A 26280-nucleotide genomic window follows, 5' to 3' on the forward strand; every position below is an offset into this window, starting at 1 on the left:
GGTGCCAGAATAGTCCCTGCCCGCGCTTTGATCCTGAATGGAATCAGCGCTGTTTTTAGTCACTAGCACAACTGATTTTTCATTACGCTGAATTAATGTGCTCCTTACAGTAGCGGCGCTTCCAGGCGGCAGGCGTGAGGCTGGTGTGCTTACGAAAGATCTTGCGAAAATAACCGACGTCATTAAAGCCACACTGACCCGCGACTTCGGTCAACGACAGTGAATCGCTGATCAACAGCTTTTCCGCCGCTCTGACCCGCTGACGATGGATCGCTTCGGTCAACGTCACGCGGAAAACGTGACGATACACGCGTCCTAAATAGTCAGCATTACAGTGCAGCTCTTTCGCCAGCGTCGAGGCTGAAACAGGCAAGTGGTAACGGGTATGGATGATCTGCTGCGCTTTCCAGGCCAGCGCAGCGCCGGGACTGTCGTCCGGTTTTTCGCTTGCCGCCGCAGCAATCTGCTGCAGTATCAGCAATAACAGGAGCTCCAGCGCCAGGCTGCGGTGAATGTTCTCCTGTTCACGAAGAAACTGGCGAAACAGCGAAATAATGTATTGTGGATCGCTGACGCGGGTATGTTGCGGAACGTTAAGCAGCGCTGGCGGCAGAGACCGGACACTCTCCGTCAGTACTTCAAAATGCAGCCAATAAAATTTCAGGTCGGCGGGAAATTCCCCCACCCCAACATGAGAACGTTCTGGCCACAGCAATAAACTTTCCCCTGCATTAACGTTAAATATTTCATCCTCTTCGCAAATCGTTAACGTTCCCTTTTCGACAAAAATAATTTCCCAGGATTGCAGTTTACGCGCCGGATGGCTGCCGACGCCACGGGAAATAAATAAGCCGCCATTTTGTACGCGAATCGGAAGAGACATGGATAATTCAAGCATATATATTTAATTTTCCGCTAACGAAACGATAAAACATCTCTTTCCAACTGATTATTAATCATAAATTAACGCCTTTCCGGATCGGAATCACATTTTTATGACAAAGTCGGAATCGTTCTCTTTTTATACTTTTCCCTTCCCTTGTTGCCTCGTTTATTCGGTGCAAAATAATTAATGTATTTGCAAAAGACAAAAAATGTCCGCCGGCCAGACAGCGGAATAATTCTGAACATTCTCTTCGGGAGTTATTTATGACTACGGCTCCGATTACGACAAGCGACCTCACGAAGCACGTGCAGGACGACAAATTATCTCTCCGTGAAAAAATAGGCTATGGTCTGGGCGACGCCGGTGGAACGGTCATCACCTGCCTGATCATGAACTTTCTCACTTTTTTCTATACTGACGTCTTTGGGCTCACCCCGGCGCTGGTCGGTACTCTGTTCCTTGCGCTGCGCGTATTTGATGCTATTTCCGATCCGATCATGGGCGTCCTCGCCGATCGGACCCAAAGCCGATGGGGACGTTTTCGCCCCTGGCAGCTATGGATTGCGGTTCCTATTGCAGCGATCGGCGTGCTGACCTTTACCGTGCCGGATGCCGGCATGGGGGTAAAAATCGCCTGGGCCTTCGGCACTTACCTGCTGCTTTCAGTCAGCTATACCGCGATTAACGTCCCTTACTGCGCGCTCATTAATACGATGACCACTCGCCATAGCGAGGTGATCTCCTGCCAGGCATGGCGCTTTGTACTATGCGGCGTGGCGGGATTCCTGGTCTCCGTGGGCCTGCCGTGGTTGGTAAAAGCGTTCGGGCAGGGGAATACCGCTCAGGGTTATCAGTATGGTGTCGGCGTACTGTGCGCCATCGCGGCGGTGATGTTTCTGTGCTGCTTTTTCTGGGTACGTGAGCGTGTTTCCCTGGAGATGCTCGGCAAATTCACCCTGCGCGAACATATCGCCGGTCTGCGTAAAAACGATCAGCTGTTACTCATGCTGGCGATGTCATTCCTGTTGATCAACGTGTTTAACATTCGCGGTGGCGGCTACATGTACTTCATTACCTATGTACTCGGCGGCTCTACTGGCTATACATCGCTGTTTTTCACCATGGTCACCTTTTCCTCGATTCTGGGCGCCGCGATCGTCAATTGGCTGTCGCGCCACGTTGATACCGTCAAGCTCTATTACTACACCAATGTGGTACTGGCCTTACTGGCGGTCGGAATGTGGTTCCTGCCCACCGGTCCGTCCTGGCAAACGCTGTGGCTGGCGGTCATTCTCGGCAATGGCATCATCCTGGGCTTTACCCTACCGCTGCATTTTTCGTTGATGGCTTTCTCTGATGATTATGGCGAATGGAAGACGGGTGTCCGTTCGTCGGGGATGAACTTTGCTTTCAACCTGTTTTTTATCAAGCTGGCATGGGCCTCCAGTGCGGGCATTATCAGCCTGGTATTTATCTACGTCGCTTATCAACCCGGCGCCAGCAACCAGACTCCATCCTCACTATCGGGGATCACGGCGATGGAAACCCTGCTGCCCGCGCTGTTCCATCTGTTGCTGGCCTTCGCTATCCGCGCCTGCAAGCTCAACAATCCCATGATGTCGCGTATTGCAGCCGATCTGCGCGCACGTCACGTTCAGTCTTAAGGAGAAATCATGGAAGTCGATCTGCATAAACTGAAAGTTAACGATCCGTTTCTGGGTCAGTATCAGCAACTGGTGCGTGATGTCGTCATTCCCTACCAGTGGGAGGCCCTCAATGACCGGATCGCCGAGGCTGAGCCCAGCCATGCGATAGAAAACTTCCGTATCGCCGCAGGTCAGCAGGCAGGAGAATTCTACGGAATGGTGTTCCAGGATAGCGATGTGGCGAAATGGCTGGAGGCCGTCGCCTGGTCATTGTGCCAGAAGCCAGATGCGGAACTGGAAAAAACCGCCGACGAGGTGATTGAGCTGATTGCCGCCGCGCAATGTGAAGATGGTTATCTGAACACCTATTTTACGGTGAAAGCGCCCGGGGAACGCTGGACCAATCTCGCCGAATGCCATGAATTGTACTGTGCCGGTCACCTGATTGAGGCTGGGGTGGCATTCTTCCAGGCGACCAGTAAACGCCGCCTGCTGGAGGTGGCATGTCGCCTCGCCGATCATATCGACAGCGTGTTTGGTCCCGACGACAATCAACTGCACGGCTACCCGGGACACCCTGAAATAGAGCTGGCGTTAATGCGTTTGTACGATGTGACTCAGGAACCACGCTATATGGCGCTGGCTAATTACTTCGTTGAACAGCGTGGGACACAGCCGCATTTCTATGACATCGAGTATGAAAAACGCGGCAAAACTTCCTTCTGGAATACCTATGGGCCGGCGTGGATGGTGATGGATAAACCCTACAGCCAGGCGCATTTGCCGCTTGCCGAACAGACCACCGCTGTGGGTCACGCGGTTCGCTTTGTTTATTTAATGGCCGGCGTAGCGCACCTTGCGCGCCTGAGCAAGAACGAAGGCAAACGCCAGGATTGCCTGCGGTTATGGAAAAACATGGTCCAGCGTCAGCTGTATATTACGGGCGGCATTGGCTCACAGAGCAGCGGGGAAGCCTTCAGCAGCGATTACGACCTGCCGAATGATACCGTTTATGCGGAAAGCTGCGCCTCTATCGGGCTGATGATGTTCGCGCGCCGCATGCTGGAACTGGAAGCCGACAGCCAATATGCTGATGTAATGGAGCGCGCGCTGTACAATACCGTTCTGGGCGGTATGGCGCTGGACGGTAAACATTTCTTTTACGTCAACCCCTTGGAAGTGCAGCCTAAGTCTTTAAAATTCAATCATATTTATGACCATGTTAAGCCTGTTCGTCAGCGTTGGTTCGGCTGTGCCTGCTGCCCACCGAATATCGCTCGTCTTCTGACCTCACTGGGGCATTATATCTACACGCCACGCGAGGAGGCGTTGTATATCAATCTCTATGTCGGCAATCAGGTCGAGATCCCGGTTGGGGAAAAGACGTTACGCCTGCGTATCAGCGGTGACTATCCCTGGCGGGAACAGGTCAAAATTGTCATCGAATCACCGTCAACAGTGAACCATACGCTGGCGCTGCGTCTACCTGACTGGTGCGAGGGTCCGCACATCACCCTGAACGGCGCGCCGGTCACGCAGGATATTCGCCAGGGCTATCTGCATATCCATCACCTCTGGCAGGAAGGTGACACCCTGATGCTTACCTTGCCGATGCCGGTTCGCCGGGTATATGGCAATCCGCTTGTTCGTCACCAGGCAGGCCAGGTCGCGCTGCAGCGCGGTCCACTGGTCTATTGTCTCGAACAAGCTGATAACGGCGAAGCGCTGCATAACCTGCTGCTGCCACGCGATGCCAGGTTCACGGTGTTTGAAGGAAAGGGGCTGTTTGCTCGCAACATGTTGATTCAGGCTCCGGGCTACAGAAAACATGCAGAAAACGCCGACGCGCAGAATCTCTGGAGCTACGATCACCCGCTGGCCACCCCCCATTCACAGACGCTGACCTTTATTCCCTGGTTTAGCTGGGCAAACCGCGGAGAAGGCGAAATGCGTATCTGGGTACGGGAAGCCGAATAAGGCCCGGCACAGCGCGACCTCCTCTTCCCCGGCAACACAGCGTTCACTGTCCGCCGGGGAGCAGGCGTTAATGATTACAGAAACAACGCCTTATCGCGCAGGATATGATCGTTGCCGCGACGGCGGGTGAAGCCAATCCGATCGAAATACTCCAGGATCTGGATCGCCAGCTTCCGCCCTACGTTTAAGGTATCGCGAAAATCCGCCGCGCAGGTTGACCCGCGCAGATGATCCAGCTCGCGCACCCGCTGGGCGAACTGCACAATGCGATCGTTGCGGTAGTAACGATCCTTGACGATCGCGGTAATTATCCCCTGCTGCGCCGCCTGGCGCAGCACCGCGCGCATCAGGGACTCTTCAACATGGACTTCGCGCGCGAGATCGCGCACCCACCAGGGATCATCGCCGAACAGGGTCTCCACCTTCTGCCAGACCGCCTGCTGCTCGTCGGTAAACCCGGCTTTATGCTCGGGCAGATGCAGCCAGCCGTGATGGCTGCGGACTAAGCCGCTCTCGCGCATCTGCTCAATCAGCAGCAGCACCAGCGCTTCATCTTCCATCGGCAGCGCGATGCGGCGCAGGCGCTCCCGGCCAGGGCCCGGCTCGTCGCGATGCTGTTCATGGTAGCGCGCCAGGGCATCCAACAATTTTCGCTGCCAGCGGGCGGCAAGCGGCGCGCTAAGCAAGCGCTGTCCGGCCTGCAGATAGTCAGGCCGCTGGATCAAGGCCGCCATTCCGGTTTCACTCAGCTGCCGAGCCCAGGCGAAGCGCTCAAGCCGGACGGCGTCCCGCTGCAGATGCAGCTCCAGGGCCTGCGCATCGTCAGCGCCAACCGCCGCCAGGGCGTGCAACCACTGCAAATACTCCGGTTTACGCTTGCCGCGGCGCGGGGGATCCAGCGTCACCACTCGTGCGCCGGCCAACGTCAAGCGAGCAGAGATATCGCGTAGTACCAGCCGGTCGTTATCCGCCAGCCACAGCGGGGTATCCAGCACCAGCTCCGCCAGGTCGCCCTCAAGGAGCGACACCCGGCCGGTGATGTGGCTGGCAGCGTGGTGAATATGTAGCGGCTGCCACTGGCTGAGCGGCGTATGGCACTGCAGTTCGACAATCACCCGCTCTGCAGGCTCCGGCGGCGGGGAAGAGAGCAGCCAGTCGCCGCGGTGCAATGCCTCTTTCTGCGCATCGCCGACAATATTCAGCGCAATGCGCTGCCCGGCGTGCGCCTGCTCAACCGCTTGATTCTGGGCATGCAGACCGCGGACGCGCATCGGCGTGTTGACGCCGGTGAGCCACAGGGTATCCCCGACCCGTACTTCGCCGGAGAGCGCCGTCCCGGTGACCACCAGCCCCGCCCCTTTGACGGTGAAAGCGCGATCCAGCGCCAGGCGAAAACGCCGCTGCTGCGGATGGGGGCGCTCCGCAAGCTGCAGCAGATGGCTGCGCAGTTCGGCAATACCGAGGTTTTCCACCGCCACGGTGGGGAAGAAAGCGGCGGCGTCAAAGCCCAGTTCGCGCAGGGCCTGCTCGACCTCCGCCTGAACCTCCGCCACCCGGGCGGCCGTCACGCGGTCCGTCTTGGTGAGCGCCACGGTCAGCGTCGGCTTTCCGGTCAGCTGCAGGATCGCCAGGTGTTCGCGGGTTTGCGCCATCACCCCGTCATCGCAGGCCACCACCAGCAGCGCATGGTCGATCCCACCCACCCCCGCCAGCATGTTGGACAAAAACTTTTCGTGCCCGGGCACGTCAATAAACCCCAGCACCCGCCCGTCCGGCTGCGGCCAGTAGGCATAGCCGAGATCGATCGTCATTCCCCGCGCTTTCTCTTCCGGCAGACGATCGGCATTCACGCCGGTTATCGCCTGCAGCAGCGTCGTTTTGCCGTGGTCAACATGTCCAGCGGTGGCAATAATCATCGTAACAATATCTCCATAAACCGGGTTTCATCTTCCAGACAGCGCAGATCCAGCCAGAGCCGGCCGTCATAAATGCGGCCAATCACCGGGCATGGCAGCCTGCGCCAGTGGGCCGCCAAAGCCTCCAGCCGGCTGCCGCGGCCGTCATGGGGGGTAAAGGTCAACGCCGCGCCAGGCAGACGGTCGACGGGTAACGAGCCGCTGCCAATCTGCGACTGGCAGGCTGCCACGTTGACGGCAAAATCAGCATAGTGTGCCGCCAGGGCAGGCTGCAGGCGTTCAGCCTGCCGGCGGATCTCGTCCGCCGGGCGGGTGAGCAGGCGCAGCGTCGGTAAGGTTTCCCGCAGCGCTTCCGGATGCTGATAGAGGCGCAGCGTGGCTTCCAGCGCCGCGAGAGTCATTTTATCCGCGCGCAGGGCCCGCTTCAGCGGATGGCTCTGCAGGCGGGCAATCAGCGCGCGTTTGCCAACGATAATTCCGGCCTGCGGGCCGCCGAGCAGCTTGTCGCCAGAGAAACTGACCAGGCTCACCCCGGCAGCGATCATCTCTTGCGGCATCGGCTCTTTCGGCAGGCCATACTGACTGAGATCCACCAGCGACCCGCTGCCCAGGTCGGCCACTACCGGGACGTCCAGCTCGCGGCCGATGACCGCCAGCTCCGCTTCGTCGACGGCTTTGGTAAAGCCTTCAATGCTGTAGTTGCTGGTGTGGACCTTCATCAGCAGGGCGGTATTGTCATTCACCGCCTGGCGATAGTCTTTGGCGTGGGTGCGGTTGGTGGTGCCCACTTCGTGCAGCTGACAACCTGCCTGACGCATCACGTCGGGAATGCGGAACGCCCCGCCGATCTCCACCAGCTCGCCGCGGGAGACCACCACCTCCCTGCCGCTGGCGGTGGCCGCCAGCATCAGCAGCACGGCCGCCGCGTTGTTGTTCACGATACAGGCATCTTCCGCGCCGGTGATCTGGCACAGCAGATCGGCAATAGCGCGATCGCGATGGCCGCGCCCGGCGTCGTCGAGATCATATTCGAGCGTCACCGGCGCGCGCATCGCGCTGACGACCGCCTCCACCGCCGCCTCAGCCTGGATGGCGCGCCCGAGATTGGTGTGCAGCACCGTACCGGTGAGATTAAACACCGGACGCAAGGCGCTCTGCCGGCTGGCGGTCAGCCGCTGCGCGCAGGCACTCAGCCAGTCATGGCTCCAGTCAGGCAGTGTCTGACACTGGCGGATCTGTTCCCGCGCCTCGTCCAGCATCTGGCGCAGCTGCGTCACCACCTGCGAATGGCCGTGCTGCGCCAGCAGGGAGGAAAAAGCGGGGTCGCGGAGTAAGCGGTCAATGGCCGGAAGCCGGGTATAAAGCGCACGAATTTCGGTAGTCATGAATGGGCCTGGCGGTAAGTTATTTTCCCCCCTCCCGACGGGAGAGGGAGTCAACAATCAGCGGCGATTGTAACGCCTCCTTGCGCAAACTGTTACCTGCCTGGGTCAAGTCCGCGGCGGTTCGGTGCGCGCAAAGCTGGCGCGCTGGAACAGCGCATCCACCAACTTCACCAACTGCGGCCGGGTGGCGCACCAGCCCGGCGCCACCCGGCGAAAGTTCAGGTAGGCAATGGCGCAGGCCGTAGAGATGGTCGCCAGATTGACCTCGTCGCCGCGTAGCGTTCCGTCCGCCGCGCAGGCTTCCAGCCTGTCGAGGCCGCGCGCCACTTTCTCCCGCTGGCGGAGCAGCTCTTGCTCTGACTGTTGGGCCGCAGGGCGAGCTTTTTCGCGCACCAGCGCCTGGGCGGCCTCCATCACCCCATCTGCCAGCGCTTCAAGCTGGCGCATCCTGAGAGCGGCTCTGGGATCGGCGGGGATCATCTGCGGCGCCACGCCCAGCAGCTCGAGATACTGCGCGATAACCGGAGAGTCAAACCAGCATTCGCCGTCATCCGTTACCAGCGCCGGCACTTTGCCTAGCGGGTTATAGCGCGACACGCCGTTGCTTTCGCTGTAGGGGGATTCGTTGACAAATTCAAAAGGGATGCGCTTTTCCAGCAGGATCACCGATATTTTGCGCACAAAGGGACTGGTGTAGCTGCCGATCAGTTTCATAGCCTGCTCCTTATCGCCAACAAAGATATGAGTATGGCTCAGGGCGAGGTAAAAGGCAGGTGAGCATCCCGCTCAACCTGCCGCCGATCGCATTAATGGTCGAGATAGAGGTAGTGCATCCAGCTGGTCATGCGCAGCAGCACTTTACGCATCACCGAAACGTGGGCGAAATGGTCGGAGTAGACCGCCACCTGCGCATAGATGCCATCGGGTAGGGCATCGATTTCGGCATTCGGATCGAGCTCAATGGTCGCCAGCACGCCATCGCTGCCCGGCGTCACGGTCAGCGACTGCAACGCCCCCTGCGCCTGATAGGTTCCCCCCGGTACCACCGGTAAAATGCTCACCAGTTTGCCGTGGAATACCTGTCCGGGCAGGGCATTAAACACCGCTTCCGCGTCGTCGCCCTTCTCCAGCCTTAACAGCGAATTTTGCCTGAACTGGGCGACGATCAGCCTTTTTTGCTCAGGGATAAACACCATCACCGGCCGCAGCGGCAGCGAGGCAGCGTAGGTCCCCGGACGGATCAACACTTGAGTGATATACCCATCGCTGGGCGCCCGCACGGTAGTCTGGTCGAGATTGTACTTCGCCTCCGCCAGCTGGGCGCGCAGGCTAACCACCTGCGACTGCTCGCCGTTGATCATGCTGTCCAGCTGGCTCTGGATCTGCGCCTGTTCCGCTACCGACGCCTTGACCAGCGCGTCCTGAGCAAGGTAATTCTGCCGGGCGTTATCGATGTCGCTTTCTGAGAACGGATTCACCCGGGCCTGGCTCCCTTTCAGGTAACGTTGATAGTCTTTATATAAGCGATCGCGTTCCGCCGATACGCGGGTGGTGTTGGCCTGGGCTTCAGAGAGCTGCGCCTTGAGGGTGTTAATACTGTGCAGCGCTGTCACCAGGTCGGCCTGCAGACGGTCGACCCGCGCCTGATAGCGCGCCGGGTCAATAGTAAAAAGCACCTCGCCCTTTTTGACGCGCTGATTCGCTTTGTCGGTGACGCTGTCAACTACTCCGGTAACCTGCGGCGTGATAGGAATAGATATCACCGCCTTTTGCGCCAGAAAGGTGTAAGGGTGGTTATAATTCATTAATAAAATAAGCGCGCTAACAATAAATACGCCCCCCAGCGCCGCGGTGGGAACTGTCCATTTATTTACCGGTATTTTGAAAATTTTAAATATCGACCAGGCGATAGCCACGTAGGTCAAAATTATCAACAGATCCATAGTTTATTTCTCCGCCGCAGAGGTGGACTGTGGCCGCTGGATGGCCGCCACCTGATGTTCAAGGTCGCTCAGTCGTTGGCGAAGCTGTTGTATATCGCTTTCTTTTTCAGGTTCGTCGGGGTCCGTATTCGCCTTATGCTGCATGCCCCAGCCGCGCTCAGGTTGGTACAGCGTGGCCCATATCCATAAAAACGGCCAGATGACGTGGAGAGTAAAAAGACTGACCCATCCGGCGACATGAATAGCATCGGAATGGGGGTGGTTGCGTTTTTTGGCAATCAAATAAGGAATATCGTGAATAACGATAATCCCATAAAAAATGACCAGAAAAACGAAGATCAGAACACCCAGCGCAAAATAATTGAGAAACATAATTCCCTCGGCTTTACGCTAATAATTTATATAAATTTTATTCACGACCCACTGACATCCGGGCCGCTGATTTGAGCATAATTCACCCCTTTCATTTTTGCCATCCGGTGGAAAAAAGTTATTTAACCAACATGGTTGCTTAGTTACACAGCCACCTCGCCCTGGCCGCAAAACCGGGCCGAGATCACAGCGGCGAAAATCCACCGTGAAATTCTTTGTGATCAAAATCACAAACAAACAACAAAAACACGAAACAAAATTGTGACAAATATCACACAAAATCGCAGATTAGCGGCAAAAACGACGGTCTGTTGTTTTTTTACACAGCAATTATGTGATCGCAATCACTACAAAACCCACCGCGCCCCCTATATTCATGTGATCTATATCACATAAAAAGACGTTGGCTGGACAGCTAAACGATTCAGTGCCAGATTTCGCACTATCAATCAGGGCCCGGCTACCTCTGCCGCCACATTAACAACAAACCTCGGGCTTTTAGCCTGCGCGATACGCAAAACAGAAGAAGGGGTGTTTTATGTCATCCGATATCAAGATCAAAGTGCAAAGCTTTGGTCGTTTTCTCAGCAATATGGTGATGCCGAATATCGGCGCGTTTATCGCGTGGGGTATCATCACCGCGCTTTTCATTCCGACAGGGTGGTTGCCAAACGAAACGCTGGCGAAGCTGGTCGGTCCGATGATCACCTACCTGCTGCCGCTGCTGATCGGTTACACCGGCGGTAAATTAGTCGGCGGCGAACGTGGCGGCGTGGTCGGGGCGATCACCACCATGGGCGTTATCGTCGGCGCGGATATGCCGATGTTCCTCGGCTCCATGATTGCCGGCCCGCTGGGCGGCTACTGCATCAAGAAGTTCGATAACTGGGTCGACGGTAAGATCAAATCCGGTTTTGAAATGCTGGTGAATAACTTCTCCGCCGGCATCATCGGGATGATCCTCGCTATTCTTGCCTTCCTCGGCATCGGCCCGGCGGTAGAAGTTCTGTCGAAAATTCTGGCGGCTGGCGTTAACTTCATGGTGGCGCACGACATGCTGCCGCTGGCGTCTATCTTCGTGGAACCGGCGAAAATCCTGTTCCTTAACAACGCCATCAACCACGGTATCTTCTCGCCGCTGGGTATTCAGCAGTCCCACGAGCTGGGTAAATCCATCTTCTTCCTGATTGAAGCGAACCCGGGTCCGGGGATGGGCGTTCTGCTGGCGTACATGTTCTTTGGCCGCGGCAGCGCTAAACAGTCTGCAGGCGGGGCGGCTATCATCCACTTCCTGGGTGGTATCCATGAAATCTACTTCCCGTACGTGCTGATGAACCCGCGTCTGATCCTGGCCGTTATCCTCGGCGGGATGACCGGTGTCTTCACCCTGACCATCCTCAACGGCGGTCTGGTCTCTCCGGCTTCCCCGGGCTCTATCCTGGCGGTGCTGGCGATGACGCCGAAAGGAGCCTACTTCGCGAACATCGCAGCCATTATCGCCGCGATGGCGGTCTCCTTCGTGGTCTCTGCGGTTCTGCTGAAGACCAGCAAAGTCAAAGAAGAAGACGATATCGAAGCGGCAACCCGTCGTATGCATGATATGAAGGCGCAATCAAAAGGCGCCAACCCGCTGGCGGCAGGCAATGTCACCAACGACCTGAGCCATGTGCGGAAAATCATCGTCGCTTGCGACGCCGGGATGGGTTCCAGCGCCATGGGCGCCGGGGTACTACGCAAGAAAGTGCAGGATGCCGGCCTGAGCAACATCTCGGTCACCAACAGCGCGATCAATAATCTGCCGCCGGATGTTGACCTGGTGATCACCCACCGCGACCTGACCGAGCGCGCCATGCGCCAGGTACCGCAGGCGCAGCATATTTCGCTGACCAACTTCCTCGACAGCGGTCTCTACACCAGCCTGACCGAGCGTCTGGTGGCGGCCCAGCGCCACATCGACAACGAAGTCAAAGTCACTGATAGCCTGAAAGACAGCTTTGATGATACTGACAAAAACCTGTTCAAGCTGGGTGCGGATAACATCTTCCTCGGTCGCAAAGCGGCCACAAAAGAAGAAGCCATCCGCTTCGCCGGCGAGCAACTGGTGAAAGGCGGCTACGTTGAGCCGGAATATGTGCAGGCGATGCTGGACCGCGAAAAACTGACCTCGACCTATCTTGGCGAGTCCATCGCGGTGCCGCACGGCACCATCGAAGCGAAAGACCGCGTGCTGAAAACTGGCGTCGTCTTCTGCCAGTACCCGGAAGGGGTGCGCTTTGGGGAAGATGAAGACGATGTTGCCCGCCTGGTGATCGGCATCGCCGCCCGCAACAACGAGCACATTCAGGTGATTACCAGCCTGACCAACGCGCTGGATGACGAAACGGTGATTGAGCGACTGGCGAACACCACCAGCGTCGACGACGTACTGGCGCTGCTGAATAAATAAACAGACCGGTCCATTCCCTCTCCTTTTTGGAGAGGGTTTGGGTGAGGGGAAAAGCCTCACCCCAGCCCTCTCAGGTAAAAACATTAATTGAAGGTTAATACTATGAAAGCATTACATTTTGGCGCAGGTAATATCGGACGTGGCTTTATCGGTAAACTGCTGGCCGACGCGGGCATCGAACTGACGTTTGCCGATGTTAATCAGACCGTACTTGATGCCCTGAATGCCCGTCATAGCTACCAGGTTCACGTCGTTGGCGAAAATGAGCAGGTGGATACCGTCTCCGGCGTAAATGCCGTCAGCAGCATTGGCGACGAGGTCGTGGATCTGATCGCCAGCGTCGACCTGGTGACCACCGCCGTCGGTCCCGTGGTCCTTGAGCGCATCGCCCCGGCCATCGCCAAAGGGTTGGCGAAGCGCAAAGCGCAGGGCACCGAACGCCCGCTGAACATTATCGCCTGCGAAAATATGGTGCGCGGCACCACGCAGTTAAAAGGCCACGTATTTAACGCCCTGGCGGAGGAAGATAAGGCCTGGGTGGAAACCCATATCGGCTTCGTCGACTCCGCCGTTGACCGTATCGTGCCGCCATCGGCGTCCGCTACCCATGACCCGCTGGAAGTCACCGTGGAAACCTTCAGCGAATGGATCGTCGATAAAACCCAGTTCAAGGGCGAACTGCCGACCATCCCGGGAATGGAATTAACTGATAACCTGATGGCATTTGTCGAGCGCAAGCTCTTCACCTTGAACACCGGGCATGCTATAACCGCCTACCTCGGAAAACTGGCGGGCCACCAGACGATTCGCGATGCGATCCTCGACGAGAAAATTCGGGCCGTCGTGCAGGGCGCGATGGAGGAGAGCGGCGCGGTGCTGATCAAACGCTACGCCTTTGACCCGCAGAAGCACGCGGCTTATATCCAGAAAATTCTTGGCCGTTTCGAGAACCCGTACCTGAAAGACGATGTTGAACGCGTTGGCCGTCAGCCGCTGCGCAAACTGAGCGCCGGCGACCGTTTAATTAAGCCGCTGCTGGGTACACTGGAATACGGCCTGCCGCACCGCAACCTGGTGAAAGGGATCGCGGCGGCGATGCATTTCCGTAGCGAAGACGATCCGCAGGCTCAGGAGCTGGCGGCGCTGATCGCCGACAAGGGGCCGCAGGCCGCGCTGGCCCAGATTTCCGGCCTTGACGCGGCAAGCGATGTCGTCGCGGAGGCCGTTAACGACTACAACGCGGTAAAATGATGCACAACCTGGCGCGACCGACGTCGCGCCCATTACGACTCCTGTCAGATATGCAGGCAATGATGGAAGAAACACAAGCATTTGAAAACCGTGTGCTTGAGCGTCTGAATGCTGGCAAAACCGTACGAAGCTTCCTGATCGCCACCGTCGAGCTGTTAACGGAAGCGGTCAATATTCTGGTGCTTCAGGTGTTCCGTAAAGACGACTACGCGGTGAAATACGCCGTTGAGCCCTTGCTGGAGGGCAGCGGGCCGCTCGGCGATCTCTCTGTACGCCTGAAGCTGATTTATGGCCTTGGGGTGATAAGTCGTGCCGAATATGAAGACGCCGAGCTGCTGATGGCCCTGCGCGAGGAGCTTAATCACGACGGCAATGAGTACAGCTTTACCGACGACGAAATTATCGGTCCGTTCGGCGAACTGCACTGCGTCGCCGCCCTGCCGCCAACGCCGCAGTTTGATGACAGCGACGCCGAACTGCTGGCAATGCAGAAACTGCGTTACCAGCAGATGGTGCGTTCAACGATGGTGTTGTCCCTGACTGAGCTGATTTCACGAATCAGCTTAAAAAAAGCCTTCCAGAAATCAACGCTCTGATTCCGGCTCCGTCTGGTCGCAGGTCGGCCGGTAAAGCTGACGATAATATTCCAGACGCTGCAGAAACAACGCTTCCTTATCCTGAGGGATATCTCGCGGTACATGCTGCAGCCGCGGAGACTTTTTCAAATACTCCATAAACGCCTGACTGGAAGCCATAAAATCAACCGCTTTGTCGATTAAACGTGGTACGCCGTCGCCGATCTTTGCCATCACGTCCTCCTTTTGGGAATAATCTGATTAAGCATTAGCCAATTCACCGGCGTGGGTTAAGGAAAACGTGCTTATCTGCCGACCGGCTTCACAGAAATGAAATTAGAGCGGGTATCAGAAAGAATATTAATAAAATTCAAATTATTAGCAGGTTCAGGTATCGTATTCTGACGGCGATTAACGGCGAATTTTTGATAAATAGCTATCAACAATAGCGGTCACGGCACATACTATAGGCGAATGAAGCCCCTTTATTAACAGATCAAATCACCATGAAAGAAGTCGAAAAGAATGAAATCAAACGTCTGAGCGATCGTCTCGACGCCATCCGCCACCAGCAGGCCGAGCTGTCGCTGGTGGAAGCCGCCGATAAATACGCTGAGCTGGAAAAAGAAAAAGCCACTCTGGAAACGGAGATTGAACGTCTGCGTTCCGTCCAGAGCCAGAAGCTGAGCAAAGAGGCGCAAAAGCTGATGAGCCTGCCGTTCCGTCGCGCGATTACCAAAAAAGAGCAGGCCGATATGGGCAAGCTGAAGAAAAGCGTCCGCGGCCTGGTGGTCGTCCATCCGATGACCGCCCTGGGCCGGGAAATGGGTCTGAAAGAGATGACCGGTTTCGCCCGCAGCGAATTCTAATCCCCAGCCCTCTCCGTCCGGAGAGGGTTATTCTGTCCTACCGCCACCCTTTTTCGTCCCCTGCCGGCAGATTGGTCCAACCAATAAATTCATCTACCCCCCAGCAGTTCACAAATCCATCAAAATGCATCACAAACCCGTTGCCTAAGAGTAACATATGGTTAACCATTCGTTGTCATCAACCCTGCTATCCCTAATTGGCCGGGCCAATTTTACCTAAGACGGATTCGGCAATGAGCGCAGACTCAGCCCACACGTCCTGGCGGCCCGATGGAGACCCTGCATGAATCTCTGGCAACAAAACTACGATCCCGCCGGTAATATCTGGTTATCCAGTCTTATCGCATCGCTACCGATTCTGTTTTTCTTTTTTGCGCTGATTAAGCTCAAACTGAAAGGCTATCTCGCCGCTACCTGGACCGTTGCGATCGCCCTGGCCGTCGCATTGCTGTTCTATAAAATGCCGGTGGACCGCGCCCTGGCCTCGGTAGTGTATGGCTTCTTCTACGGACTGTGGCCCATCGCGTGGATTATTATCGCCGCGGTCTTTGTCTATAAAATCTCGGTGAAGACCGGACAGTTCGACATTATCCGCTCGTCGATCCTGTCGATTACGCCTGACCAACGCCTGCAGATGCTGATCGTCGGATTCTCGTTCGGCGCCTTTCTCGAAGGGGCAGCGGGGTTTGGCGCGCCGGTGGCGATTACCGCGGCGCTGCTGGTCGGACTCGGGTTTAACCCGCTGTATGCGGCTGGTCTGTGCCTGATCGTCAACACCGCGCCGGTGGCCTTCGGCGCGATGGGCATCCCAATCCTGGTGGCCGGCCAGGTAACCGGTATCGACAGCTTCGCCATCGGCCAGATGGTGGGCCGCCAGCTGCCGTTCCTGACCATTATCGTGCTGTTCTGGATCATGGCCATCATGGATGGCTGGCGGGGCATCAAAGAGACCTGGCCGGCGGTGATGGTCGCAGGCGGCTCGTTCGCTATCGCCCAGTACCTCAGCTCTAACTTCCTTGGCCCGGAGCTGCCGGACATCATCTCATCGCTGGTCTCCCTGATCTGCCTGACCCTGTTCCTCAAACGCTGGCAGCCGGTGCGCATCTTCCGCTTTGGCGACATCGGCGCCTCGCAGGTGGATATGACGCTGGCCCGCACGCGCTACACCGCAGGACAAGTGATCCGCGCCTGGTCGCCGTTCCTGTTCCTGACCGCCACCGTAACCCTGTGGAGCGTGCCGCCGTTCAAAGCGCTGTTCGCACCGGGCGGCGCGATGTATGACTTCGTCATCAATTTTTCGGTGCCGTTCCTCGACAAAATGGTCGCCCGCATGCCGCCGGTGGTCAGCGCCGCGACGCCTTACGCCGCCATCTATAAGTTTGACTGGCTGTCGGCAACCGGCACCGCCATTCTGTTCGCCGCCCTGCTGTCCATCGTCTGGCTGCGTATGAAGCCGAAAGACGCGCTGACCACCTTCGCCGGGACGCTGAAGGACCTGGCGCTGCCGATCTACTCTATCGGCATGGTGCTGGCGTTCGCTTTTATCTCCAACTACTCCGGGCTGTCGTCAACCCTGGCCCTGGCGCTGGCCCATACCGGCCACGCGTTTACCTTCTTCTCGCCGTTCCTGGGCTGGCTGGGGGTATTCCTGACCGGTTCGGACACCTCGTCTAACGCCCTGTTCGCCGCGCTGCAGGCAACGGCGGCGCAGCAGATTGGCGTCTCCGATATCCTGCTGGTCGCGGCCAATACCACCGGCGGCGTCACCGGCAAGATGATTTCCCCGCAGTCGATCGCCATCGCCTGCGCCGCGGTTGGCCTGGTGGGTAAAGAGTCAGATCTGTTCCGCTTTACCGTCAAACACAGCCTGATCTTCACCTGTATGGTGGGCCTGATCACCACGCTGCAGGCCTACGTTTTAACCTGGATGATCCCGTGATAGTGATGCCTAAACGCCTGGCCGACGATGTAGCCCGTCGCGTCCGGGCGCTGATTGAAGAACAACAGCTGGAGGCGGGCATGCGACTGCCCGCCGAGCGTCAGCTCGCCGCTCAGCTCGGCGTCTCGCGCAATTCCCTGCGCGAAGCGCTGGCGATGCTGGTCAATGAAGGGGTACTGCTGAGCCGTCGCGGCGGTGGCACTTTCGTCCGCTTTCAGCATGAGCCGTGGTCGGAGCAAAACATCGTCCAGCCGCTGAAGACGCTACTAGCCGATGACCCTGACTACAGCTTCGACATCCTCGAGGCCCGCCACGCCATCGAAGCCAGCACCGCGTGGCACGCGGCGATGCGGGCCACCGACGCCGATAAAGAAAAAATTCGCCTGTGCTTTGAAGCGACCCAGAGTGAAGACCCGGATATCGCCTCGCAGGCGGACGTCCGCTTCCATCTGGCCATCGCCGAAGCCTCGCATAACGTGGTGCTCCTGCAAACCATGCGCGGCTTTTTCGACCTGCTGCACTCCTCCGTCAAGCAGAGCCGTCAGCGTATGTATCTGGTGCCGCCGGTATTTGCCCGCCTGACCGAACAGCACCAGGCCGTCATGGAGGCGATTGTCGCCGGCGACGCCGAGGCGGCGCGCCAGGCGATGATGGCCCACTTAGGCTTTGTCCACGCCACCATTAAACGTTTTGATGAAGACCAGGCCCGCCAGGCGCGAATTACCCGCCTGCCCGGCGATGCTATTGATAATTCCAGGGAGAATTCGTGATGATTATTTCCGCCGCCAGCGACTATCGCGCCGCCGCCCAGCGTATCCTGCCGCCTTTCCTGTTCCACTATATCGACGGCGGGGCTTACGCCGAACATACCCTGCGCCGCAACGTGGAAGATCTCTCCGACGTGGCGTTACGCCAGCGTATTCTGCGCAATATGTCGGACCTGAGCCTCGAGACCACCCTCTTCAACGAGAAGCTGGCGATGCCGACGGCGCTGGCGCCGGTGGGGCTGTGTGGGATGTACGCCCGCCGCGGGGAAGTGCAGGCCGCCGGCGCAGCGGATGACAAAGGTATTCCGTTTACCCTCTCCACCGTTTCCGTCTGCCCAATTGAAGAGGTCGCCCCGACCATCAAGCGGCCGATGTGGTTCCAGCTGTACGTTCTGCGCGACCGCGGCTTTATGCGCAATGCGCTGGAGCGCGCTAAGGCGGCGGGTTGTTCAACGCTGGTCTTTACCGTCGATATGCCGACCCCCGGCGCCCGCTACCGCGACGCCCATTCCGGCATGAGCGGCCCGAACGCCGCCCTGCGCCGCTACTGGCAGGCGGTCACCCATCCGCAGTGGGCATGGGACGTTGGCCTCAACGGCCGTCCGCACGATCTGGGGAATATCTCCGCCTATCTCGGCCAGCCGACCGGCCTGGAGGATTACATCGGCTGGCTGGCGAATAACTTCGATCCATCGATTTCATGGAAAGACCTCGAGTGGATCCGTGATTTCTGGGACGGTCCGATGGTGATCAAAGGGATCCTCGACCCGGAGGACGCCCGCGACGCGGTGCGCTTTGGCGCCGACGGCATTGTGGTCTCCAACCACGGCGGCCGCCAGCTTGACGGCGTGCTCTCCTCCGCTCGCGCCCTGCCGGCAATTGCCGACGCCGTGAAAGGCGACATTACCATTCTCGCCGACAGCGGCATCCGCAACGGTCTCGACGTCGTGCGGATGATCGCCCTGGGCGCCGACAGCGTACTGCTGGGCCGCGCTTACCTGTACGCCCTGGCGACCCATGGCAAGCAGGGGGTGGCGAATCTGCTGAATCTAATCGAGAAAGAGATGAAGGTGGCGATGACCCTGACCGGCGCGAAAACCATCGCGGACATTAGCCGTGATTCGCTGGTGCAGAACGCGGAGGCGCTGCAGACCTTCGATGCGCTGAAGCAGCATAACGCGGCATAAGCTGCGCCGTTGTGCTCTCTCTCCTCACCCTCTCCGTCAGGGAGAGGGAACCGTCCGGCAGCCAGGCTAGCAGTAGCGTTCCCCTCCGTCCAGGTGAAGTACCGAAGGTTGGGTGGGTCCTTTCACCCGCGTCCTCCGGCCCACCGACCGGCGCCGGTTTTCCCCCTCTCCCTCAGGGAGAGGGCCGGGGTGAGGGTTGACCAAATATCTGCTATTCTGCCCCCCGCAATTAAGGGGGCAGTATGCTGAACATCGTGTTATTCGAACCAGAGATCCCGCCGAACACCGGGAATATTATCCGCCTGTGCGCCAACACGGGCTTCAGTCTGCATATCATTGAGCCCATGGGCTTCACCTGGGACGATAAGCGCCTGAGACGCGCCGGACTGGACTATCACGAGTTCACCGCCGTGCAGCGCCACGCCGATTACGCGGCATTTCTCGCCAGCGCGCAGCCGCAGCGCCTGTTCGCCCTGACCACCAAAGGCACGCCGGCCCACAGCGCGGTCAGCTATCAGGATGGCGATTTCTTGATGTTTGGTCCGGAAACCCGCGGTCTGCCGGCGAGCATTCTGGATGCCCTGCCGCCGGAGCAGAAAATTCGGATTCCGATGATGCCGGACAGCCGCAGCATGAACCTGTCGAATGCGGTGTCGGTGGTGGTGTATGAGGCCTGGCGGCAGCTGGGGTATCCAGGCGCGGTGCTGCGCAGCTAGCCTGAGCGATTCCCGGATTGCAGCGCACGGCGCCTTATCCGGGCGACAGGCTGGCGGGATGAGATCGCAGGCCCGGTAAGCACAGCGCCACCGGGCAAGACGTTAAATCCCGTCGCCGTACTCGAAAGTGTGGTGAATACCGTTGAAATGCTGATCCATATCCATCGCCGGCTTATCGCTCTCCGGCTTGCCGACGATGCGCGCCGGTACGCCCGCCGCGGTAGTGTGCGGCGGAACCGGCTGCAATACCACCGAACCGGCGCCAATCTTCGCCCCACGCCCGACTTCGATATTGCCGAGGATCTTCGCTCCGGCGCCAATCATCACGCCTTCGCGAATTTTCGGGTGACGGTCGCCGCTGGTTTTACCGGTACCGCCGAGGGTGACCGACTGCAGAATAGAGACGTCATCCTCAATCACCGCCGTTTCGCCAACCACAATACCGGTGGCGTGGTCGAGCATGATCCCGCGGCCGATTTTCGCCGCCGGGTGGATATCCACCTGGAAAGAGACGGAGACCTGGTTTTGCAGGAAAATCGCCAGCGCACGCCGGCCCTGCGTCCACAACCAGTGGCCGATACGATAGGCCTGCAGAGCATGGAAACCCTTCAGATAGAGCAGCGGCGTGGAGTATTTATCCACCGCCGGGTCACGCGTGCGCACCGCTTGAATATCGCAGGCGGCGGAGGCGATCATTTCCGGGTCGGCGGCGTAGGCTTCTTCCACCACTTCGCGAATGGCGATCGCCGGCATAATCGGGGAAGCCAGCTTGTTGGCCAACATATAGCTCAGTGCGCTGCCCAGATTTTCATGCTTGAGTAACGTTGCGTGGTAAAAACTGGCGAGCATTGGCTCACAGTCAGCCAGAGCCCGGGCTTCGGCTTTAATATTATTCCAGACGATATCCAGTTCTTCACACGGCATTGCATACTCCAGGCGATATGGTAATGACCTGCCAGTTCTGCGCTGGCAGGGTCATTCAGGTGACAAAGGAAAGCTAATTGCTGCTGCGCTCGTCCTTGCGGGCGCGACCCAATAAGGTCAATGCTGCCTCGCGCGCAATTTTTCCGCAATACAATACCTGATAAATTTCCTCGGTTATTGGCATTTCGACACCTAAACGCTGTGCCAGAACGCGAACTTCCTTGGTATTGCGGTAGCCTTCAACCACCTGGCCAATCTTTTCCTGGGCGCTTTGCACGTCCATCCCCTGGCCGAGCATCATGCCGAAGCGACGGTTACGGGACTGGTTGTCGGTGCAGGTGAGCACCAGGTCACCGAGGCCGGCCATCCCCATAAAGGTTTCCGGGTCGGCGCCCAGCGCCGCGCCAAGGCGAGACATTTCCACCAGGCCACGGGTAATCAGCGCCGTCCGCGCATTGGCGCCGAAGCCGATGCCGTCCGACATCCCCGCCCCGATGGCGATGACGTTTTTCACCGCGCCGCCGAGTTGTACGCCGATAAAGTCCGGGTTGATGTAGACGCGGAAGCTCTTGCCGCAGTGCAGCAGGTGCTGCAGATCCTCGGCAAACTGCGGATCCGTCGCCGCCAGCGAAATCGCCGTCGGCAGGCCGGCGGCCAGCTCTTTGGCGAAGGTTGGCCCGGAGATCACCGCCAGCGGGATATCATCGCCCAGCGCTTCACGCGCCACGTCCTGCAGCAGACGACCGGTTTCGGCCTCAAGGCCTTTGGTCGCCCACACCAGACGCGCGTCAGGACGCATCAGCGGTTTAATCTGGCGTAACACCTGACCAAACACATGGCTTGGCACCACCACCAGAATATCGCGGCTGGCAGCCAGCGCGGTGGCCAGGTCGCTTTCAAGATGCAGCGTATCCGGGAAAGGCACATCGGGAAGGAACGCGGCGTTGCAGCGATCGTGTTGCAGCGTCGCGATATGTTTCGGGTCATGGCCCCAGAGCACAACGTGGTGGCCATTTCTTGCCAGGGTGATGGCAAGAGCGGTGCCGTAAGAGCCGGCACCGATCACAGTCATTGCAGCATTAAGTGCGTTCATCAGGCATCCTGATGTTGTTCAGCACCTTCGCCAGCCTGCTGCTGCAGATAGTTCATAAACAGCGCGTCGAAGTTCACTGGCGCAAGGTTAAGTTGCGGGAAGGTACCGCGGGAAACCAGGCTGGTGATGCACTCGCGCGCGTACGGGAACAGAATGTTCGGGCAGTATGCGCCAAGGCAGTGCGCCATCTGGGTGCCTTCGATGCCGTCGATGGAGAAAATACCGCCCTGCTGTACTTCGCAGAGGAACGCGGTCTCTTCGCCCAGCGCAGCGGTCACGGTTACACGCAGCACCACTTCATAAACGCCTTCAGCCAGCTGGGTGGAGGCGGTATCCAGATCAAGTTTAACTTCCGGCTGCCAGTCTTTCTGGAAAACTTGCGGCGCGTTCGGCGCTTCAAAAGAGATATCTTTGGTATAGATACGCTGGATCTGGAAGGTCATTTCGGTGCTGTTTTGTTCTGACATAGTAAAACCCTTTCGTGTTGTCCTTAAATACGCGCTTCCGGCAGGGAAAGCGCGCAAAAATTAGCGCAAGAGGGGATCAAGTCCACCACGTGAATCAAGCGCATACAAGTCGTCACAGCCGCCAATGTGCTGCGCATCAATAAAAATCTGCGGAACCGTCGTCCGTCCGCTGCGCTGGATCATCTCCTCACGCTTCGCGGCATCGCCATCGATCGGCAACTCATGGAACGTTACGCCTTTGCTGTTCAGCAGCGCTTTCGCGCGGATGCAGAACGGGCAGGTCGCTTTGGTGTAGATCTCAATATTGGCCATGACTTCACTCCTGTTATTACCCTGAGGGTTTTACGCCGCAGCCTGTGTTCCCCTCACGTCAGGCGCGACGGGGAAAACGCGGCGGCATCACCACGCGAGGTAAGTTATTTGCCGCGTACCAGAGGGAGGTTTTCGCCGCTCCAGCCAGCAATGCCCTCTTTCAGTACAAAGACTTTTTCAAACCCGGCTTTGTTCAGCGCGTTGGCTGGCTCTTGCGCCTGCATGCCGGAACCGTCTACCACAATAATGGGTTGCGATTTGTGTTTTTCCAACTCGCCGACGTTATTCGCTTTGATATCGCTGGGCAGCAGGTTGATGGCGCCGGCAATATGGCCTTTACGGAAATCGTCACGCTGACGCAGGTCGACCACTACCGCGTCTTCTTTATTGATAAGACGCGTCGCTTCACCACGGGTGATGACTTTAACTTTCGACATCAGGCCCTTGAAGGTGGTGAACAGCACCGCCCCCAGCAGCGCGATCCACGCGATGCTCAGAACAGGGTGACGGCCGATGAATTGCATAATTTCTTGCATGGGGGGTTACAACTCCCGACTAAGTGAGAAAAAAACCAGGAAAGGAGTATACCTGTGCCTTGCGGCAATTACAGCCAGTGAGCGCGATGTAATGTATTTTCTGCGGGCGGCGGCGAAAAAAAGCCGTTCTCGCTGACGCGCCGCGGACTGGCCGCTCCCTTTCTTTGATCTTTCACGGGGATTTAAACGATTCAGCTGTAGTAAAATTACGCAAAATTTCTGTCTTTGAGCATGAGGTTGTCGCAATGTCGGTTACTAAAAAACCTATGGTACTGGTGATTCTGGATGGCTACGGCTATCGCGAAGACCAACAGGATAACGCCATTTACAGCGCTAAAACGCCGGTAATGGACGCCCTGTGGGCCAAACGTCCGCATACCCTGATCGATGCATCCGGCCTGGAAGTTGGCCTGCCGGACCGTCAGATGGGGAACTCCGAAGTGGGTCACGTCAACCTGGGCGCCGGTCGTATCGTCTATCAGGACCTGACCCGTCTCGATGTGGAAATTAAAGAACGCACCTTCTTCGCCAACCCGGTACTGACCGCCGCGGTCGATAAAGCGGTTGCCGCCGGCAAAGCGGTACATATCATGGGTCTGATGTCGCCAGGCGGCGTCCACAGCCACGAAGATCACATCATGGCGATGGTGGAGCTGGCGGCAGAGCGCGGCGCTGAGAAGATCTACCTGCACGCCTTCCTCGACGGCCGTGATACGCCGCCGCGCAGCGCGGAAAAAACGCTGGCGACATTCGAAGCCAAATTTGCCGCGCTGGGCAAAGGCCGCATCGCGTCGCTCATCGGCCGCTACTACGCCATGGACCGCGACAACCGCTGGGATCGCGTTGAGCAGGCCTATGACCTGATGACCCTGGCGAAAGGCGAATTCCAGGCCGATACCGCCGTCGCCGGTCTGCAGGCTGCCTACGCCCGTGACGAAAACGACGAGTTCGTGAAAGCGACCGTGATCCGCGCCGCCGGCCAGGCCGATGCGGCGATGGAAGATGGCGATGCGCTGATCTTCATGAACTTCCGTGCTGACCGCGCGCGCGAAATCACCCGCGCCTTCGTCAACGCCGACTTCGACGGCTTTGCGCGTAAGAAAGTGGTTAACCTCGACTTCGTGATGCTCACCGAATATGCCGCCGACATCAAAGTGGCCTGCGCCTACCCGCCCGCCTCGCTGGCCAATACCTTCGGCGAGTGGATGGCCAAGCACGATAAAACCCAGCTGCGCATCTCCGAAACTGAAAAATACGCCCACGTCACCTTCTTCTTCAACGGCGGCGTAGAAGAGCCGTTCAAAGGCGAAGAGCGGATTCTGATTAATTCGCCGAAAGTAGCGACCTACGATCTGCAGCCGGAAATGAGCTCCGCCGAGCTGACCGAGAAACTGGTCGCGGCCATCAAAGGCGGCCAGTACGACACTATCATCTGTAACTACCCGAACGGCGATATGGTTGGCCATACCGGGGTGATGGAAGCCGCCGTAAAAGCCGTTGAAGCGCTGGATCACTGCATCGATCAGGTGGCGCAGGCGGTGGAATCCGTTGGCGGTCAGCTGCTGATCACCGCCGACCACGGTAACGCCGAGCAGATGCGCGACCCGGCCACCGGTCAGGCGCATACCGCCCACACTAACCTGCCGGTTCCGCTGATCTACGTCGGTAACAAAGCGGTTAAAGCGGTCAATGGCGGCAAACTTTCCGACATCGCCCCAACCATGCTGTCGCTGATGGGAATGGAAATCCCGCAAGAGATGACTGGCAAGCCGCTGTTCATCGTGGAATAATCCTTCCCCATGAGGGGAAAGGCGACGTATTCAACTACATGGATCGCAACGGCAGTTCGATCCGTCCTTTACGCCAGCGCGCTCAGCGCTGGCGTATTACTGTGCGCGTCATCTGCGCACGCCGACGATCGCGATCAGCTTAAGTCCATCCAGGCCGACATCGCCGCCAGGCAGCGGGCGATTAAGCAACAGCAGCAGCAGCGCGCAAGCCTGCTCGCCCAGCTCAAAGCGCAGGAAGAAGCGATCGCCGCCGCGGCCCGCAAACTGCGCGAAACCCAGGACAACCTGAACCAGCTCAATAAGCAGATTGACGAAATGAACGCCTCTCTCGCGAAGCTGGAGCGCCAGCGCGCGTCTCAGGAGCGTAACCTCGCCGCGCAGCTTGACGCCGCGTTCCGCCAGGGGCCGCATACCGGCATCCAGATGGTGCTGAGCGGTGAAGAGGGCCAGCGCAATCAGCGGATGCAGGTCTACTTCAGCTATTTCAACCAGGCCCGTCAGGAAACCATCGCGGAACTGAAGAAAACGCGCGAAGAGATGGCGGTGCAAAAGTCGATGCTCGAAGAGAAGCAGAGCCAGCAGCAGACGCTGGTCTACGAGCAAAAAGCTCAGCAGGCGAAGCTGGAGCAGGCGCGTAACGAACGGAAAAAGACCCTTTCCGGACTGGAATCCTCCATTCAGCAAGGTCAGCAACAGTTAAGTGAATTGCGGGCTAACGAATCGCGCCTACGCGGTCGTATCGCCCAGGCGGAGGCTGCCGCCAAAGCCCGAGCCGATCGGGAAGCACGCGATGCGCAGGCGGTGCGCGACCGCCAGCAGGAAGCATCGCGCAAAGGCACCACCTATAAACCAACGGAAAGCGAGCGTTCGCTGATGTCACGCACCGGCGGACTAGGCTCGCCGCGCGGTCAGGCGTTCTGGCCGGTTCGCGGTCCGCTCCTTCATCGATATGGCGAACAGCTGCAAGGTGAACTACGTTGGAAAGGGATGGTTATCGCCGCGTCTGAAGGCACCGAAGTCAGAGCCATTGCCGATGGTCGGGTCATTCTGGCCGACTGGCTGCAGGGCTATGGTCTGGTGGTGGTGGTCGAGCATGGCAAAGGCGACATGAGCCTGTATGGCTATAACCAAAGCGCGCTGGTCAGCGTCGGTACGCAGGTGCGTGCCGGTCAGCCTATCGCGCTCGTAGGCAGCAGCGGCGGTCAGGGCCGTCCGTCGCTCTATTTCGAAATTCGCCGCCAGGGTCAGGCGGTCAATCCACAGCCGTGGTTGGGAAGATAAGT

24 protein-coding genes are annotated in these 26280 nt (G+C 58.1%); 12 read left to right on the forward strand and 12 right to left on the reverse strand.

Translation table 11 applies throughout. The features are described from left to right. Positions 1 to 82: 82 nt before the first annotated feature. Positions 83 to 898 (reverse strand): helix-turn-helix domain-containing protein, encoded by an 816-nt coding sequence (locus ABLU50_RS23465; RefSeq protein ID WP_004205028.1) that lies wholly within the window; start codon positions 896 to 898, stop codon positions 83 to 85. A 251-nt stretch (positions 899 to 1149) separates the two neighbouring features. Here ABLU50_RS23465 and ABLU50_RS23470 point away from each other — a divergent pair, with 251 nt between their 5' ends. After that, positions 1150 to 2550: an MFS transporter gene (locus ABLU50_RS23470; protein WP_087832336.1), complete on the forward strand. Its 1401-nt coding sequence runs from the start codon at positions 1150 to 1152 to the stop codon at positions 2548 to 2550. Between the two features lie 9 nt (positions 2551 to 2559). Beyond that, on the forward strand, positions 2560 to 4509 hold the full coding sequence (locus ABLU50_RS23475) for a glycoside hydrolase family 127 protein (RefSeq protein ID WP_049115155.1): 1950 nt from the start codon (positions 2560 to 2562) through the stop codon (positions 4507 to 4509). Between the two features lie 74 nt (positions 4510 to 4583). Here the strand turns inward: ABLU50_RS23475 and selB are convergent, their stop codons facing one another. From selB to ABLU50_RS23500, 5 genes are all read right to left on the reverse strand, one after another. Further along, positions 4584 to 6425, reverse strand: coding sequence for a selenocysteine-specific translation elongation factor (gene selB, locus ABLU50_RS23480; protein WP_087832335.1), 1842 nt, complete (start codon positions 6423 to 6425; stop codon positions 4584 to 4586). Beyond that, positions 6422 to 7810 carry an L-seryl-tRNA(Sec) selenium transferase gene (gene selA, locus ABLU50_RS23485; RefSeq protein ID WP_087832334.1) on the reverse strand — a complete coding sequence of 463 codons (1389 nt, stop codon included), beginning with the start codon at positions 7808 to 7810 and terminating at the stop codon, positions 6422 to 6424. The genes selB and selA overlap by 4 nt, the downstream gene beginning before the upstream one ends. A gap of 105 nt (positions 7811 to 7915) precedes the next feature. Further along, complete coding sequence (locus ABLU50_RS23490; protein ID WP_087832333.1) at positions 7916 to 8524, reverse strand: glutathione S-transferase; 609 nt, start codon at positions 8522 to 8524, stop codon at positions 7916 to 7918. A 92-nt stretch (positions 8525 to 8616) separates the two neighbouring features. After that, complete coding sequence (locus ABLU50_RS23495) at positions 8617 to 9753, reverse strand: HlyD family secretion protein (RefSeq protein ID WP_004205034.1); 1137 nt, start codon at positions 9751 to 9753, stop codon at positions 8617 to 8619. A gap of 3 nt (positions 9754 to 9756) precedes the next feature. Then, positions 9757 to 10125 carry a DUF3302 domain-containing protein gene (locus ABLU50_RS23500; protein WP_004205035.1) on the reverse strand — a complete coding sequence of 123 codons (369 nt, stop codon included), beginning with the start codon at positions 10123 to 10125 and terminating at the stop codon, positions 9757 to 9759. 538 nt (positions 10126 to 10663) lie between these two features. On the opposite strand from ABLU50_RS23500, the gene mtlA reads away from it, so the two are divergent. The 3 genes from mtlA (at position 10664) to mtlR (ending at position 14418) form a co-directional block, all read left to right on the forward strand. Next, positions 10664 to 12571, forward strand: coding sequence for a PTS mannitol transporter subunit IICBA (mtlA, locus tag ABLU50_RS23505; RefSeq protein ID WP_017900038.1), 1908 nt, complete (start codon positions 10664 to 10666; stop codon positions 12569 to 12571). A 102-nt stretch (positions 12572 to 12673) separates the two neighbouring features. Continuing rightward, complete coding sequence (mtlD, locus tag ABLU50_RS23510; protein ID WP_004205038.1) at positions 12674 to 13822, forward strand: mannitol-1-phosphate 5-dehydrogenase; 1149 nt, start codon at positions 12674 to 12676, stop codon at positions 13820 to 13822. Then, a complete protein-coding gene (gene mtlR / locus ABLU50_RS23515) occupies positions 13822 to 14418 on the forward strand; it encodes a mannitol operon repressor MtlR (RefSeq protein WP_002922401.1) in 597 nt (198 codons plus the stop codon). Before mtlD ends, mtlR begins: the two co-directional genes overlap by 1 nt. On the opposite strand, the gene ABLU50_RS23520 is transcribed toward mtlR, so the two are convergent. Beyond that, the gene (locus ABLU50_RS23520; RefSeq protein WP_002922402.1) at positions 14407 to 14631 is read right to left on the reverse strand and encodes a hypothetical protein; all 225 of its coding nucleotides are present in this window, start codon (positions 14629 to 14631) and stop codon (positions 14407 to 14409) included. The genes mtlR and ABLU50_RS23520 overlap by 12 nt on opposite strands. Positions 14632 to 14903: 272 nt before the next feature. Here ABLU50_RS23520 and ABLU50_RS23525 point away from each other — a divergent pair, with 272 nt between their 5' ends. The 5 genes from ABLU50_RS23525 (at position 14904) to trmL (ending at position 19875) form a co-directional block, all read left to right on the forward strand. Continuing rightward, positions 14904 to 15266: a YibL family ribosome-associated protein gene (locus tag ABLU50_RS23525; protein WP_002922410.1), complete on the forward strand. Its 363-nt coding sequence runs from the start codon at positions 14904 to 14906 to the stop codon at positions 15264 to 15266. Positions 15267 to 15549: 283 nt separating this feature from the next. Then, a complete protein-coding gene (gene lldP / locus ABLU50_RS23530) occupies positions 15550 to 17205 on the forward strand; it encodes an L-lactate permease (protein ID WP_087832332.1) in 1656 nt (551 codons plus the stop codon). Then, positions 17202 to 17975, forward strand: coding sequence for a transcriptional regulator LldR (lldR, locus tag ABLU50_RS23535; protein WP_004205041.1), 774 nt, complete (start codon positions 17202 to 17204; stop codon positions 17973 to 17975). Before lldP ends, lldR begins: the two co-directional genes overlap by 4 nt. Continuing rightward, positions 17975 to 19159, forward strand: coding sequence for an FMN-dependent L-lactate dehydrogenase LldD (gene lldD / locus ABLU50_RS23540; protein ID WP_004205042.1), 1185 nt, complete (start codon positions 17975 to 17977; stop codon positions 19157 to 19159). Before lldR ends, lldD begins: the two co-directional genes overlap by 1 nt. A gap of 242 nt (positions 19160 to 19401) precedes the next feature. Continuing rightward, a complete protein-coding gene (gene trmL, locus ABLU50_RS23545) occupies positions 19402 to 19875 on the forward strand; it encodes a tRNA (uridine(34)/cytosine(34)/5-carboxymethylaminomethyluridine(34)-2'-O)-methyltransferase TrmL (protein WP_004205043.1) in 474 nt (157 codons plus the stop codon). Between the two features lie 102 nt (positions 19876 to 19977). On the opposite strand, the gene cysE is transcribed toward trmL, so the two are convergent. The 5 genes from cysE to ABLU50_RS23570 all read right to left on the reverse strand — a co-directional run bounded on the left by cysE (position 19978) and on the right by ABLU50_RS23570 (position 23207). Beyond that, a complete protein-coding gene (gene cysE, locus ABLU50_RS23550; RefSeq protein WP_002922426.1) occupies positions 19978 to 20799 on the reverse strand; it encodes a serine O-acetyltransferase in 822 nt (273 codons plus the stop codon). A 73-nt stretch (positions 20800 to 20872) separates the two neighbouring features. Beyond that, the gene (gene gpsA, locus ABLU50_RS23555; protein WP_004205045.1) at positions 20873 to 21892 is read right to left on the reverse strand and encodes an NAD(P)H-dependent glycerol-3-phosphate dehydrogenase; all 1020 of its coding nucleotides are present in this window, start codon (positions 21890 to 21892) and stop codon (positions 20873 to 20875) included. After that, positions 21892 to 22359: a protein-export chaperone SecB gene (gene secB / locus ABLU50_RS23560; RefSeq protein ID WP_002922428.1), complete on the reverse strand. Its 468-nt coding sequence runs from the start codon at positions 22357 to 22359 to the stop codon at positions 21892 to 21894. Before secB ends, gpsA begins: the two co-directional genes overlap by 1 nt. A gap of 60 nt (positions 22360 to 22419) precedes the next feature. Then, positions 22420 to 22671 carry a glutaredoxin 3 gene (gene grxC / locus ABLU50_RS23565; protein ID WP_002922429.1) on the reverse strand — a complete coding sequence of 84 codons (252 nt, stop codon included), beginning with the start codon at positions 22669 to 22671 and terminating at the stop codon, positions 22420 to 22422. Between the two features lie 104 nt (positions 22672 to 22775). Further along, entirely contained in the window at positions 22776 to 23207 is a 432-nt protein-coding gene (locus ABLU50_RS23570; protein ID WP_004205046.1) for a rhodanese-like domain-containing protein, read from the reverse strand. 245 nt (positions 23208 to 23452) lie between these two features. Between ABLU50_RS23570 and gpmM the strand changes: the two genes are divergently transcribed. After that, positions 23453 to 24997, forward strand: coding sequence for a 2,3-bisphosphoglycerate-independent phosphoglycerate mutase (gpmM, locus tag ABLU50_RS23575; protein WP_023319322.1), 1545 nt, complete (start codon positions 23453 to 23455; stop codon positions 24995 to 24997). Between the two features lie 9 nt (positions 24998 to 25006). After that, positions 25007 to 26278, forward strand: coding sequence for a murein hydrolase activator EnvC (gene envC, locus ABLU50_RS23580; RefSeq protein WP_004205048.1), 1272 nt, complete (start codon positions 25007 to 25009; stop codon positions 26276 to 26278). Positions 26279 to 26280: the final 2 nt, after the last annotated feature.

It is taken from the genome of Klebsiella sp. GG_Kp173 (assembly GCF_040062415.1).
Classification (GTDB): domain Bacteria; phylum Pseudomonadota; class Gammaproteobacteria; order Enterobacterales; family Enterobacteriaceae; genus Klebsiella; species Klebsiella quasipneumoniae.

Bases quoted from the DNA above. Each gene is read 5' to 3' on its own strand.
- ABLU50_RS23465 (WP_004205028.1), bottom strand. From the start codon at position 898: ATGCTTGAATTATCCATGTCTCTTCCGATTCGCGTACAAAATGGCGGC.
- ABLU50_RS23470 (WP_087832336.1), top strand. From the start codon at position 1,150: ATGACTACGGCTCCGATTACGACAAGCGACCTCACGAAGCACGTGCAG.
- ABLU50_RS23475 (WP_049115155.1), top strand. From the start codon at position 2,560: ATGGAAGTCGATCTGCATAAACTGAAAGTTAACGATCCGTTTCTGGGT.
- selB (WP_087832335.1), bottom strand. From the start codon at position 6,425: ATGATTATTGCCACCGCTGGACATGTTGACCACGGCAAAACGACGCTG.
- selA (WP_087832334.1), bottom strand. From the start codon at position 7,810: ATGACTACCGAAATTCGTGCGCTTTATACCCGGCTTCCGGCCATTGAC.
- ABLU50_RS23490 (WP_087832333.1), bottom strand. From the start codon at position 8,524: ATGAAACTGATCGGCAGCTACACCAGTCCCTTTGTGCGCAAAATATCG.
- ABLU50_RS23495 (WP_004205034.1), bottom strand. From the start codon at position 9,753: ATGGATCTGTTGATAATTTTGACCTACGTGGCTATCGCCTGGTCGATA.
- ABLU50_RS23500 (WP_004205035.1), bottom strand. From the start codon at position 10,125: ATGTTTCTCAATTATTTTGCGCTGGGTGTTCTGATCTTCGTTTTTCTG.
- mtlA (WP_017900038.1), top strand. From the start codon at position 10,664: ATGTCATCCGATATCAAGATCAAAGTGCAAAGCTTTGGTCGTTTTCTC.
- mtlD (WP_004205038.1), top strand. From the start codon at position 12,674: ATGAAAGCATTACATTTTGGCGCAGGTAATATCGGACGTGGCTTTATC.
- mtlR (WP_002922401.1), top strand. From the start codon at position 13,822: ATGCACAACCTGGCGCGACCGACGTCGCGCCCATTACGACTCCTGTCA.
- ABLU50_RS23520 (WP_002922402.1), bottom strand. From the start codon at position 14,631: ATGGCAAAGATCGGCGACGGCGTACCACGTTTAATCGACAAAGCGGTT.
- ABLU50_RS23525 (WP_002922410.1), top strand. From the start codon at position 14,904: ATGAAAGAAGTCGAAAAGAATGAAATCAAACGTCTGAGCGATCGTCTC.
- lldP (WP_087832332.1), top strand. From the start codon at position 15,550: ATGAATCTCTGGCAACAAAACTACGATCCCGCCGGTAATATCTGGTTA.
- lldD (WP_004205042.1), top strand. From the start codon at position 17,975: ATGATTATTTCCGCCGCCAGCGACTATCGCGCCGCCGCCCAGCGTATC.
- trmL (WP_004205043.1), top strand. From the start codon at position 19,402: ATGCTGAACATCGTGTTATTCGAACCAGAGATCCCGCCGAACACCGGG.
- cysE (WP_002922426.1), bottom strand. From the start codon at position 20,799: ATGCCGTGTGAAGAACTGGATATCGTCTGGAATAATATTAAAGCCGAA.
- gpsA (WP_004205045.1), bottom strand. From the start codon at position 21,892: ATGAACGCACTTAATGCTGCAATGACTGTGATCGGTGCCGGCTCTTAC.
- secB (WP_002922428.1), bottom strand. From the start codon at position 22,359: ATGTCAGAACAAAACAGCACCGAAATGACCTTCCAGATCCAGCGTATC.
- grxC (WP_002922429.1), bottom strand. From the start codon at position 22,671: ATGGCCAATATTGAGATCTACACCAAAGCGACCTGCCCGTTCTGCATC.
- ABLU50_RS23570 (WP_004205046.1), bottom strand. From the start codon at position 23,207: ATGCAAGAAATTATGCAATTCATCGGCCGTCACCCTGTTCTGAGCATC.
- gpmM (WP_023319322.1), top strand. From the start codon at position 23,453: ATGTCGGTTACTAAAAAACCTATGGTACTGGTGATTCTGGATGGCTAC.
- envC (WP_004205048.1), top strand. From the start codon at position 25,007: ATGAGGGGAAAGGCGACGTATTCAACTACATGGATCGCAACGGCAGTT.